Origin of the sequence: Mycobacteroides saopaulense (genome assembly GCF_001456355.1) — a bacterium.
Lineage (GTDB): Bacteria > Actinomycetota > Actinomycetes > Mycobacteriales > Mycobacteriaceae > Mycobacterium > Mycobacterium saopaulense.
In genome coordinates, this window is the sequence record NZ_CP010271.1 from 1443697 (window position 1) to 1455176 (window position 11480).

An 11480-nucleotide genomic window follows, 5' to 3' on the forward strand; every position below is an offset into this window, starting at 1 on the left:
CTACCGCGCACCCCGCTTTTGCGTCGAGCGCATACCGCACGCATGCGAATTCCCCGAATTCACTGCGCCTGGTATGCGCTCGACGCGTTTGTCGGTGGGCTGCCGCATGATTCGGCGATGGTGAGTGGGGTGGTTCTCGGCAGTGAGGCACTTCGCGCGGGCTTGGTGACACGCCATGAGCTGTCCGCGAAGTATGTGGCCTGGCATAAAGACGTTTACATACCTCGAGATTGCGCGATGACTCCGACGATTCGCGCCGAAGCGGCGTGGCTGCGATCGCGCCGCCGGGGAGTGCTCGCGGGCTTCTCGGCGGCAGCGCTGCACGGCGCGCAGTGGGTTGATCTGTCCCGGCCGGCGGAAATCGTGGACGACCACAACCGTCGCCGCGAGAGTGGTGTGATCACCCGCAGGTGTGCGCTCGGTCCCGACGAGGTGTGCGTGGTGCGCGGCATGCGGGTCACCACCGCCGCCCGCACCGCGCTCGACCTCGCGAGTCGGTATCCGCAAGATGTCGCGGTGGCTGTCATCGATTCGCTCGCCCGGGCGACGCAGCTGTGTGCACTCGATGTGCTCGAACTCGTATCCCGGCATCGCGGGATGCGTGGTGTGCGGCGGGCGCGGGCCGCCCTCGACCTGGTCGACGCCGGCGCCCAATCGCCCAGGGAGACGTGGCTGCGGCTGCTGCTTATCCGGGCCAGGTTGCCGCGCCCCAGCACGCAGATCGTGGTGCACAACGGCGACTTCGTCGCCCTCGGTTACATCGACATGGGCTGGGAGGACGTCATGGTGGGTGTCGAATACGACGGCGACCACCATCGCAGCGACCGTCGGCAGTACCTCAAAGACATCAGGCGCCTGGAGATGCTCGAAGGCCTGGGCTGGCTGATCGTCCGGGTGGTCGCCGAGGACCACCCGGAGGACATCATTCGCCGGGTGCGCGAGGCCCGCGGCGCAAGGGGGTGCTTACTGGGCGTCGAACTCGCGGGCCCGCAGCGACCTGACGATGCCCGCGCGTCCCTCGGAGACCAGGCGGCGCAGCGCCGACGGGATCTCCTTGGCCAAGAAGCCATCTGCTGACTCCACCGCACGCTGCGAGATGTCCCACGAGGGGTACAGGCCGATTACCACGGTCTGGGCCACTTCGCTGGAACGCCGAGCCCACACACCCTCGATGGCATCGAAGTAGCGGCCCGCGAACGGCTCCAGCAGCGCGGCCTGTCCGGGCTGCACGATGCCCGCGATCACCGAACGCGCGGTGATGTTGGGCAGCGTGTCATCCTCGATGACCTGCTTCCACGCGGCCTCCTTGACCTCGGCGACCGGTCGGGCCGCGCGCGCCTGCGCCGCCTGACGCTTGCCCGCCGCGGTCTGGTCGCGCTCCAGCTCGGCGTCGATGAACACCGACGCATCCGGCTCCAGTGCGCCGGATGCCGCCAGCGCGTTCACGATTCGCCACCGCAGGTCGGTGTCGACGGTGAGGCCGGGCAGGTCCAGCGCCGCGGGATCGGAGTCCAGCAGCGCCTGCAGCACGACGGTGTGCCCCGCGGACAACACCGAAGTGGTGAAGGCGTTCACGAACGCCAGCTGATGGTCCGAGCCCGGCTCGGCGGCGCGCGCCAGCTCCAGCAGCCGGTCGGCGAAGGCCGGCCAGCCGTGCTCGCGTGCCCACTCGGGTTCCACGTACGAGCTCAGCGCGGTCTGGGCCTGCAGCAGCAGGCGCTGCGCCACACCCACTTCCGACTCGGCGTGCACACCGGAGGACACCAGCGCCACGAAGTCGCGTGCGCGTAGCTCGGCCTCGCGGGTCATCTCCCAGGCGGCCGACCAGGCCAGGGTGCGCGGCAGCGGCTCGGCGATATCGGCGATCCGTGACAGCACCGTTTCCAGCGATTCGTCGTCGAGCCGCAGCGAGCAGTACGTCAGGTCGTCGTCGTTGACCAGGATCAGCTTGCCTCGGGAAACACCAACCAGCGCCGGCACATCCGTCGACGGACCCTCGACATCGAGCTCTTCGCGATGGATTCTGACGAGTTTGCCGCTGGCCCCGGATGTAGCCGACTCCGCGGCTCCGGCGTCGTCGTAGATCCCGACGGCCAGCCGGTGCACACGTGTCTCACCGGCTCCGGGCGCCGCTCCGGACTGCTTGACGACGAACCGCGTGAACTTGCCCTCGTCGTCGACCTCGAATTCGGGGGACAGGGTGTTCAGACCGGTGGTCTTGAGCCACTGCGTGCCCCAGTCCGACAGGTCCCGCCCCGAGGCCGCTTCCAGCGCCCCCAGCAGGTCGTCGAACGTCGCGTTGCCGAAAGCGTGCGCCGTGAAGTACGCGCGCAGACCGGAGAGGAAGTTCTCCAGACCGACATACGCCACCAGCTGTTTGAGCACACTGGCGCCCTTGGCGTAGGTGATCCCGTCGAAGTTCACCTCGACGGCGGCCAGGTCTGGGATGTCGGCGGCCACCGGGTGAGTGGACGGCAGCTGATCCTGGCGGTACGCCCACGACTTCTCGACGTTGGCGAAGGTGGTCCACGCCTCGGTGTATTCGGTGGCCTCGGCCTGGCACAGCACTGAGGCAAAGGTGGCGAAGGATTCGTTGAGCCACAGGTCATCCCACCACCGCATGGTGACCAGATCGCCGAACCACATGTGCGCCATCTCGTGCAGCACGGTCTCGGCGCGGCGCTCGTAGGAGTACTTGGTGACCTTGGAGCGGAAGACGTAATCCTCCAGGAAGGTCACCGCACCGGCGTTCTCCATGGCGCCGGCGTTGAACTCCGGCACGAACAACTGGTCGTACTTGCCGAACGCATACGGGGTGCCAAAGTTCTTGTGGTAGAAGCCGAATCCCTGTTTGGTCTCGGTGAACAGTCGGTCGGCATCCATGAACTCCGACAGCGAGGCGCGGCAGTAGATGCCCAGATCGATGGTGCCGTGCTCATCGGAGTACTCGTCGTTCCACCGGGCGTACGGCCCGGCGATCAACGCGACCAGATAGGTGCTCATCTTCGCGGTGGTGGCGAAGGTGTGCACGCCGTCGGCGACGGACAGCGGCGCGCCGTTGGAGATCACCTGCCAGTGGGCGGGGGCGGTCACCGTGACGTCGAAGGCGGCCTTGAGGTCGGGCTGGTCGAAGCACGCGAACATCCGCTTGGCATCGGCGGTTTCGAACTGCGAGTACAGGTACACCTCGTCATCGACCGGGTCCACGAAACGGTGCAGTCCCTCACCGGTGTGCGAGTACTCGCAATCTGCCTCCACCACCACGGTGTTGGAGGCCAGCAGCCCGGGAAGCTCGATGCCCTGCTCCTCGTCGTATTCGCTGACGTCCAGCGCCGTGCCATTGAGCTCGACTCGACGCACCGTGCGCGCGGCGATGTCGATGACTGTCGACCCACCCGGCTGCGCGGTGAAGGTGACAGTGGTCGCCGAGTGGAACGTCTGTTCGCTGGGGGCGCCTGCACCGTCGGTGAGGTCGAGGGTGATCGCGTAGTGCTGGACGTCGATCGCCGCGGCGCGGGCCGCGGCCTGGTCACGGGTGAGGTTAGGGAGTGCCACGTACCCAACGTAGCCGGTAGAGGGCTTCTCGTGCGGGATGGGAACACGAGGGCGGCATCCTGAGTTGGGAAAGACGTTGGCCACATCACACTCGAAAGGCGCGTTATGTCTGCAGGCAAGAAGGACCTCGCCGAATTCTGGTTCGATCCGCTGTGTCCGTGGTGCTGGATCACCTCGCGGTGGATCCTGGAGGTCCAGAAGGTTCGCGACATCGACGTGAAGTTCCGGGTGATGAGCCTGGCCGTCCTCAACGAGGGACGCGAGGACCTGCCGGAGCGTTACGTCGAACTCATGAAGACGGCCTGGGGCCCGGTGCGGGTCGCCATCGCCGCCGAGCAGGCCAAGGGCCCGGAAATCCTGGAGCCGCTGTACACGGCGCTGGGTACCCGGATCCACAACCAGGACAACAAGGATCTGCCCGTCGTCATCGCCGAATCACTGGCCGAGGTGGGTCTGCCTGCCGAATTGGCCGACGCGGCCCAGTCCACCGACTATGACGAGGCGCTGCGCGTCAGCCACCATGCCGGTATGGACAAGGTGGGCCCGGACGTCGGGACTCCGACCATCCACGTCAACGGTGTGGCCTTCTTCGGCCCGGTGATCTCCAAGATCCCGCGTGGCGAAGAGGCCGGGAAGCTGTGGGATGCGTCGGTGATCTTCGCCTCATACCCACACTTCTTCGAGCTCAAGCGCACCCGTACCGAGCCGCCGACCTTCGACTAGTACCGCGGCGGCGGGTTGTCGAAGGTGTAGCCCTGCGGCTGCGGCAGATAGCCGTGCGGTATCGGAGACGGCGCCGGCGGCAGCAGCGGCGGCACGGGAGGAATGGGAGTCGGCGGCAGCAGCTTGGGTCGGAAGAACAACGACCCGGCCTGCTGCCGATTCCGCAACGCCGCCGCGCGCCAGGTGTGCACGGGGTGGCTGGAGAGCATGTTGACCAGCCAGACGAAGAAGCCGGTCTCCAGGGTGGCGCGGTTGGCCAGCGTGTCGAATTCGACGCGCTTGAGCAGGTACTTGCCCGCCGCCATCACCCCGATCGCTCCCTGAATCCCGGTGGGGCGCATGGCGTATCCGTGGTTGTCGGCGGTGTACTCCATCGACCGCGACAGCGATGTCCCCAGGAAGGGGACGAAGTTCATCGCCGTCTGGGCGAATTGGCGCCAATAGGACGCGTGCCCGGCGGCGATGTGGCCGACCTCGTGGCCGATGATGAACGCCAGTGCCTCCGGGTCACGGGCGTCGCCGCCGATCTCGAACAGGTCGCTGTAGACGACGACGAACCGGCGGAAGCCGTGGCCGCTGGCGAAGGCGTTGATCTGACCGTTGCCCAGCACGACGTAGGCATCGGGCACTTCCTGCAGGCCGAAACGCTGCGCAGCCTCGACCACCATCGCGTATCCCTCGGGGAATTGGGTGGGCGACATCTTCACGCCGTTCACCCGCTGCTGCCCGTACAGGATGCCTCGACCTAGGTACAGGGTCAGGGGCGTGGCGGCCAGCGCGACGATGATGATGTTCAGGTCGACGTGCTCGGGGTCGGCGAGATACCCGACGATGCTGAAAATCGCGCCGGCGTACAGCAGCACGGTGAACAGGATCACGACGACGAGCAACCCGATCTCCCACGGATGGCGGCGCGGGGGATAGGTGTACTGGGGCAGTCCGACCGGGTACATGCGCGCCACGGTAACCGACCGCAGGGCCACCTGACACAATCAGCGGCATGCGCGTCTATGTGGGAGCCGATCACGCCGGATACGAGTTGAAGCAGAAGATCATCGAGCATCTTCGTGGCCGCGGCCACGAGCCGGTGGACTGCGGGGCCTTTGAGCTGGACCCGCAGGACGATTACCCGGCATTCTGCATCGACGCCGCACGTCGCACCGTTGCCGATCCGGGCAGCCTGGGCATCGTGCTGGGCGGTTCGGGTAACGGTGAGCAGATCGCCGCCAACAAGGTCCCGGGTGCCCGCTGTGCACTGGCGTGGAGCCTGGAGACCGCCGTCCTGGCCCGTGAGCACAACAACGCCCAGCTGATCGGCATCGGCGGCCGCATGCACACCGTGCCGGAGGCGCTCGCCATCGTCGACGCGTTCCTGTCGGCCAAGTGGTCCGAGGAGCCGCGACACCAGCGCCGCATCGACATCCTGGCCGAGTACGAGACCACGCACGACGCGCCGCCGGTACCGGGCGCCAACGCGTAAACGCCTGTGCCGGAGGGGCATACCCTGCACCGGCTGGCCCGGCTGCATCAGCGCCGGTTCGCCGGTTCGCCGGTATCGGTGAGTAGTCCGCAGGGGCGGTTCACCGAGGGCGCGGCCGCGGTCAACGGACGCACCTTCGTGAAGGCACACGCCTGGGGCAAGCACCTGTTTCACGACTACGGCCCCGTCGGTGTCGTGCACGTACATCTGGGGCTCTACGGCACCTTCACCGAGCTCCCGGTGCCGATGGGTATCCCCGTCGGCCAGGTCCGGATGCGTATCGAGGGAACGGAGTTCGGCACCGATCTGCGTGGCGCGACGGCGTGCGAACTCATCGACGGCGCGCAGGTCGACGCGATCTTGGCCCGCCTCGGCCCGGACCCGTTGCGTCCCCGATCCGACCCGTCCTCCGCGTTTGAGCGGATAGCCAAGTCCCACAGGCCAATCGGTGCGCTCTTGATGGATCAGAAGATCATCGCCGGGGTGGGCAATGTGTACCGGAGTGAGGTGCTGTTCCGGCTGAAGATCGACCCGTACCGGCAGGGCGATCGGCTGGATCCCGATGAACTCACCGCACTCTGGGATGACCTCGTCGACCGGATGCGGATCGGGTTGCGGGTGGGCAAGATCGTCACCGTCGACCCCGAATATGACCATGGCGACCCGTCGTACGCGCCCGATCGTCCGCGCACGTACGTATATCGGCGCGCGGGGTCGCCGTGCCGGGTGTGTGGCACGCCCATTCTCACCGCCGAGATGGATGCGCGAAATCTGTTCTGGTGTCCCTCATGTCAAATTCGCTGATGTCAACCGCGATGACGTCTCCGGTTGTAAACTGCGCTGAATGGGACTGCGAGTACCAGTAACCCGAAAGGGGAGTTCATGACGCGACCGGGTGCGCCGTTGGGAAAGCTCATGGCGCGCGCGGTCCGTGGACTGGGCTCGCACCCCGAACCCGATGGCATCGAGACCCGGCTGCTGGATGCCGCCATCGAGGTGCTGGCCGAGCGGGGCACCCAGACGGCCACCATCGACGAGGTGGCGCGGCGGGCGAAAGTGGGCCGCGCCACAGTGTTTCGGCGCTTTTCCAGCAAGGACGCGTTGTTCGAGCGGGCGCTTGCCCAAGAGATGCAGAAGTTCCTGGACGAACTACAAGAGCGCGCCGGTGGTTTCGACGACATCGGCGAGCGGGTCGCCGAAGGGTTCGCAGTCTGCATCGAGATCGTGAATCACCCTCTGCTGCGCAGTGATTCACTCGTAGCCAGAATGACCGCAGTCGAAGTGATCACTCAGGGCGATCCGGCGCCCATCGACCTGGCGCGGAACTACCTCATCGCCCAGATCGACCAGATGCGCGAGGAAGGGCGCATCCCGCCGGGCGATTCCGGGCGGCAGGTCGACGTATTGATCCACCTAGTGCTGGGATACCTCGCGGCACCGACGACGACCATCGACCTCGGCAACACCGAAGAGGTGCGCGCACTGGCCCGCGAGACGTTCGCGCCCATCCTGCTGACGCCCAACGTGCCCCTCACGGCGCAGTAAGCGTTCTAGAAGTCTCCGAAATCGCCACCGAAGTCGCCGCCGCCACCATCCCAGCCGCCGCCGTCCCAACCGCCACCGTCCCAACCGCCACCGCCGCCTTGGTCCCAGCCGCCACCACTTTGGTCCCAGCTGGAGCCGCCCTGGTCCCAACCGCCTCCTTGATCGGCGCCTGATCCCTGATCCCAGCCGGCCTGGTCTGCGCCGCCGTCCTGCCCGGCGTTGAGTCCGGCGTCATAGCCGTCGGAATATCCTTGGCCGAAACCGCTTTCGAAGCCCTGCGCGCCGTAACCCACGCCGTGCATGCCGGAGAAGAGCGAGTTGAACAGCAGCGCCGACCCCACGCCCCAGGCGCCCGCGACGAGGGCGGGCTTCCACCACGGCTCGGAGTACCAGCCCGCAGGAACGGGACGCCCGGCAACGGTGCCGCCGGGGTAGTAGTTGGGGGTGCGGCCGGACGGTTGCGGAGACGCCTCGATCTGGCGGCCCTCGAATTCGATGCTTCGATCCTCGCTGACCGCGCCCGCCTTGCTCTGTCCGGCGGTCGAGGGCAGTTCGGGTCCGGGATCCATGCCCATGGCGAGCCGAGCGGCACGCACGTAGTAGAGGCCCTCGATGGCGCTTTCCTTGGCAAGTGCTGCCTGCGCCGGGGTCCGGGCCTGCTCGATGGCCGAGGATGCGGCGGTGTAGCGCTCAGAGGCGTCGGCCAGCGCCTGACGAGACGCGTCGTCGTTCCCGCTCAAACCCAGCACCTGTCCACCGAGGCGTTCGGTGAGGCGACGGGCGTCGGCCTTGGCGTCTTCGAGCTGATCGCCGCGGCGGCGACTCGATCCCTGTGTATAGATGATCGCGCCGCCGACGATCACGCCGACGAGAAGCAGGCCCAGGATGATTTCCATGGCACCTACGGTACTGACTGGTGGAGCGGGTGACGGGAATCGAACCCGCGTAGCTAGTTTGGAAGACTAGGGCTCTACCATTGAGCTACACCCGCATGCTTGCGAGGTTGTCCCGCACGCGCTGACGAATGTACAGCGCCGGGGCGGATCAAATCCAATTCTTACCGTGACATGTCGAGGCCGTAGGATCACGTGGTCTTGCACGAAGTCACGTTGGAAGTGATGGACGCAGGTCCGACGGGGTGTAGCGCAGCTTGGTAGCGCATCCGCTTTGGGAGCGGAGGGTCGCAGGTTCAAATCCTGTCACCCCGACAGCACGACAGTACGAAGAACTGCAGGTCAGACGATCTGCCGCGAACTATGAAGGAGCACTGCACGTGAAGAGCACCGTCGAAAAGCTGAGCCCGACCCGGGTTCGCATCAACGTCGAGGTTCCCTTCGCAGAGCTCGAACCAGATTTCTCCAAGGCCTACAAGGAGCTGGCCCAGCAGGTCCGTCTGCCAGGCTTCCGCCCCGGTAAGGCCCCCGCGAAGCTGCTTGAGGCCCGCGTCGGCCGCGCCGCCGTACTGGAGCAGGTCGTCAACTCGGCCCTGCCGGCCCGCTACAGCGAGGCCGTCACCGCCTCCGACGTCAAGCCCCTCGGCCAGCCGGAGATCGAGGTCACCAAGATCGAGGACGGCCAGGAGCTGACCTTCACCGCCGAGGTGGATGTGCGCCCCGAGATCGAGCTGCCCGACCTGAGCACCGTCGCGGTGACCGTCGAGCCCGTCACCGTCGAGGACTCCGAGGTCGAGGCCGAGCTGGACTCACTGCGTGCGCGGTTCGGCACCCTCAAGGGCGTCGAGCGTGCCGCCGAGAACGGCGACTTCGTCTCGATCGACCTGTCGGCCACCGTGGACGGCAAGGAGGTCGAGGAAGCCGCGACCACCGGTCTGTCGCACGAGATCGGCTCCGGGCAGCTGATCGACGGTCTCGACGAGGCCATCATCGGCCTGAAGGCCGGCGAGGAGAAGGTGTTCACCACCAAGCTGGCCGCCGGTGAGTTCGCCGGACAGGACGCCGAGGTCACCGTCAAGGTCGGGTCCATCAAGGAGCGCGAGCTCCCCGCCGCTGACGATGATTTCGCCCAGCTGGCAAGCGAATTCGACACCATCGGCGAGCTCAAAGAGAGCCTCACCGAGCAGGTGAAGGGACGCAAGCGCATCGCGCAGGCCGACGAGATCCGCGACGAGACCATCACCGCGCTGCTCGAGAAGATCGAAATCCCGGTCCCCGAGAAGATCCTCGAGGAGCAGATCGGCAACAGCCTGCATGAGGCTGTCCACGGCCTCGACCACAACGAGGACAAGCTCAACGAACTGCTGGAAGAGCAGGGCACCTCGCGCGAAGAGTTCGACAAAGACATGCGCGAATCCGCCACCAAGTCCATCAAGACCGAGCTGCTGCTCGACGTGATCGCCGACAAGTTCGACATCAACGTCGACCAGCAGGACCTCACCGAGCGCCTGGTCCTGATGTCGCGTCAGTACGGCATCGAGCCGCAGCAGCTGATCCAGTACCTGACCCAGCAGCAGCAGTTGCCGGGTCTGTACGTCGACGTGCGCCGCGGCAAGGCCATCGCCGAGGTCATCCGTCAGGCCAAGGTCACCGACTCCACCGGTGCCGATGTCGACGTCGACGCCGTGCTGGGACCGCGCCGCGGTGGAGCCGACGAGACCGACGCCGAGGACAAGCCGGCCAAGGCCAAGAAGAGTGCGGACAGCGAGAAAACAGACAAGTCCGAGAAGGCCGAGAAGAAGGCCAAGAAGAAGAGCAAGGACGACGACGCCGAGTAGTCCGCGTCACGCGGCGATGAGAGTCTCGCGCGAAGAGCATCACGCTCTGAGCGAACTCGCCCGTGGCGGGGAGTGCGCAGCACCCGATGTTGGTTAATGTCGGCAGTACGCAAAAAGGTTCTCAAGATTGGTTTCATACGGACCCCGAAGAGCTAGACGAAGGCAGGTTGCACAGTGACTGAAATGCGTTCGGCGACAGCCGGGCTCAACCTGATCGACTCGGTGTATGAGCGTCTGCTCTCCGAGCGCATCATTTTCCTGGGCCAGCAGGTGGACGACGACATCGCCAACAAGCTGTGCGCGCAGATTCTGCTGCTGACGGCCGAGGACCCCACCAAGGACATCCACCTGTACATCAACTCCCCGGGTGGGTCGATCAGCGCCGGCATGGCGATCTTCGACACCATGCAGCTCTCGGAGTGCGATATCGCGACCTACGCGATGGGTATGGCCGCGTCGATGGGTGAGTTCCTGCTCGCCGCCGGGACCAAGGGCAAGCGTCACGCGCTGCCGCACGCCCGGATCCTCATGCACCAGCCGCTCGGTGGTGTGACCGGCAGCGCCTCGGACATCGCCATCCAGGCCGAGCAGTTCCAGGTCATCAAGAAGGAGATGTTCCGTCTCAACGCCGAATTCACCGGCAAGAGCATCGAGCAGATCGAGCAGGATTCCGACCGCGACCGCTGGTTCACTGCCCCGGAGGCACTCGAATACGGGTTCGTCGACAAGATCATCACCCGCGGCAATCTCAACGGCAGCAAGGGAGCCTCCAAGTGATCTCCAAGCACCTCAACCCCGAACTGGCGCCGCAGGCGCGCTACATCTTGCCCTCGTTCATCGAGCACTCGAGCTTCGGTGTCAAGGAGTCGAACCCCTACAACAAGCTGTTCGAGGAGCGCATCATCTTCCTCGGCGTGCAGGTGGATGACGCCTCGGCCAACGACATCATGGCGCAGCTGCTGGTGCTGGAGTCGCTGGATCCCGATCGGGAGATCACCATGTACATCAACTCCCCGGGTGGCTCGTTCACCTCGTTGATGGCGATCTACGACACCATGCAGTACGTCCGCTCCGACATCCGCACGGTGGTGCTGGGCCAGGCCGCGTCGGCCGCCGCGGTGCTGCTGGCCGCGGGCACCCCGGGCAAGCGCATGGCGCTGCCGAATGCGCGTGTGCTCATCCACCAGCCCGCGTTGTCCGGCGTGATCCAGGGTCAGTTCACCGACCTGGAGATCCAAGCCAAGGAAATCGAGCGCATGCGTGTGCTGCAGGAGACCACCTTGTCCCGGCATACCGGCAAGGACGCGGAGATCATCCGCAAGGACACCGACCGCGACAAGATCTTCACGGCCGAGGAGGCCAAGGAGTACGGGATCATCGACGTCGTTCTGGAGTACCGCAAGCTCTCCGCCCAGGCGGCCTCGTAGCCGCCGGGCGGCCGGCTGC

The 11480-nt window shown here is 66.0% G+C and carries 10 protein-coding genes, 2 tRNA genes and 1 pseudogene; 9 read left to right on the forward strand and 4 right to left on the reverse strand.

Annotation, left to right across the window (positions count from 1 at the left end):
- Positions 1-117: 117 nt before the first annotated feature.
- Positions 118-957, forward strand: a pseudogene (locus tag MYCSP_RS07195) (hypothetical protein); the annotation flags it as partial.
- A 6-nt stretch (positions 958-963) separates the two neighbouring features.
- Here the strand turns inward: MYCSP_RS07195 and pepN are convergent.
- The gene (pepN, locus tag MYCSP_RS07200; RefSeq protein WP_088413481.1) at positions 964-3555 is read right to left on the reverse strand and encodes an aminopeptidase N; all 2592 of its coding nucleotides are present in this window, start codon (positions 3553-3555) and stop codon (positions 964-966) included.
- Positions 3556-3660: 105 nt separating this feature from the next.
- On the opposite strand from pepN, the gene MYCSP_RS07205 reads away from it, so the two are divergent.
- On the forward strand, positions 3661-4278 hold the full coding sequence (locus MYCSP_RS07205) for a mycothiol-dependent nitroreductase Rv2466c family protein (protein WP_083019320.1): 618 nt from the start codon (positions 3661-3663) through the stop codon (positions 4276-4278).
- On the opposite strand, the gene MYCSP_RS07210 is transcribed toward MYCSP_RS07205, so the two are convergent.
- Positions 4275-5231, reverse strand: coding sequence for a M48 family metallopeptidase (locus tag MYCSP_RS07210; protein WP_083019322.1), 957 nt, complete (start codon positions 5229-5231; stop codon positions 4275-4277). The genes MYCSP_RS07205 and MYCSP_RS07210 overlap by 4 nt on opposite strands.
- A 47-nt stretch (positions 5232-5278) precedes the next feature.
- Here MYCSP_RS07210 and MYCSP_RS07215 point away from each other — a divergent pair, with 47 nt between their 5' ends.
- From MYCSP_RS07215 to MYCSP_RS07225, 3 genes are all read left to right on the forward strand, one after another.
- Entirely contained in the window at positions 5279-5758 is a 480-nt protein-coding gene (locus MYCSP_RS07215; RefSeq protein ID WP_070911217.1) for a ribose-5-phosphate isomerase, read from the forward strand.
- A gap of 6 nt (positions 5759-5764) precedes the next feature.
- On the forward strand, positions 5765-6562 hold the full coding sequence (locus MYCSP_RS07220; RefSeq protein WP_083019326.1) for an Fpg/Nei family DNA glycosylase: 798 nt from the start codon (positions 5765-5767) through the stop codon (positions 6560-6562).
- Positions 6563-6640: 78 nt separating this feature from the next.
- Positions 6641-7303, forward strand: coding sequence for a TetR/AcrR family transcriptional regulator (locus tag MYCSP_RS07225; protein ID WP_070911215.1), 663 nt, complete (start codon positions 6641-6643; stop codon positions 7301-7303).
- A 5-nt stretch (positions 7304-7308) separates the two neighbouring features.
- Here MYCSP_RS07225 and MYCSP_RS07230 read toward each other — a convergent pair whose 3' ends face one another.
- Together MYCSP_RS07230 and MYCSP_RS07235 are read right to left on the reverse strand one after the other, a co-directional pair.
- Entirely contained in the window at positions 7309-8199 is an 891-nt protein-coding gene (locus tag MYCSP_RS07230; RefSeq protein WP_088413482.1) for a hypothetical protein, read from the reverse strand.
- A 21-nt stretch (positions 8200-8220) separates the two neighbouring features.
- A tRNA-Gly gene (locus MYCSP_RS07235) sits at positions 8221-8294 on the reverse strand.
- Positions 8295-8437: 143 nt separating this feature from the next.
- Between MYCSP_RS07235 and MYCSP_RS07240 the strand changes: the two genes are divergently transcribed.
- The 4 genes from MYCSP_RS07240 (at position 8438) to MYCSP_RS07255 (ending at position 11461) form a co-directional block, all read left to right on the forward strand.
- Positions 8438-8511 (forward strand) — tRNA-Pro (locus MYCSP_RS07240).
- Between the two features lie 65 nt (positions 8512-8576).
- Positions 8577-10034: a trigger factor gene (gene tig / locus MYCSP_RS07245; RefSeq protein ID WP_088413483.1), complete on the forward strand. Its 1458-nt coding sequence runs from the start codon at positions 8577-8579 to the stop codon at positions 10032-10034.
- Between the two features lie 183 nt (positions 10035-10217).
- Positions 10218-10811 carry an ATP-dependent Clp protease proteolytic subunit gene (locus tag MYCSP_RS07250; RefSeq protein WP_005060147.1) on the forward strand — a complete coding sequence of 198 codons (594 nt, stop codon included), beginning with the start codon at positions 10218-10220 and terminating at the stop codon, positions 10809-10811.
- A complete protein-coding gene (locus MYCSP_RS07255; protein WP_046253161.1) occupies positions 10808-11461 on the forward strand; it encodes an ATP-dependent Clp protease proteolytic subunit in 654 nt (217 codons plus the stop codon). The genes MYCSP_RS07250 and MYCSP_RS07255 overlap by 4 nt, the downstream gene beginning before the upstream one ends.
- The last annotated feature ends 19 nt before the right edge of the window (positions 11462-11480 follow it).

Coding starts and splice junctions, on each gene's coding strand:
- MYCSP_RS07205 (WP_083019320.1), top strand. CDS start 3,661: ATGTCTGCAGGCAAGAAGGACCTCGCCGAATTCTGGTTCGATCCGCTG.
- MYCSP_RS07210 (WP_083019322.1), bottom strand. CDS start 5,231: ATGTACCCGGTCGGACTGCCCCAGTACACCTATCCCCCGCGCCGCCAT.
- MYCSP_RS07215 (WP_070911217.1), top strand. CDS start 5,279: ATGCGCGTCTATGTGGGAGCCGATCACGCCGGATACGAGTTGAAGCAG.
- MYCSP_RS07225 (WP_070911215.1), top strand. CDS start 6,641: ATGACGCGACCGGGTGCGCCGTTGGGAAAGCTCATGGCGCGCGCGGTC.
- MYCSP_RS07230 (WP_088413482.1), bottom strand. CDS start 8,199: ATGGAAATCATCCTGGGCCTGCTTCTCGTCGGCGTGATCGTCGGCGGC.
- MYCSP_RS07250 (WP_005060147.1), top strand. CDS start 10,218: ATGCGTTCGGCGACAGCCGGGCTCAACCTGATCGACTCGGTGTATGAG.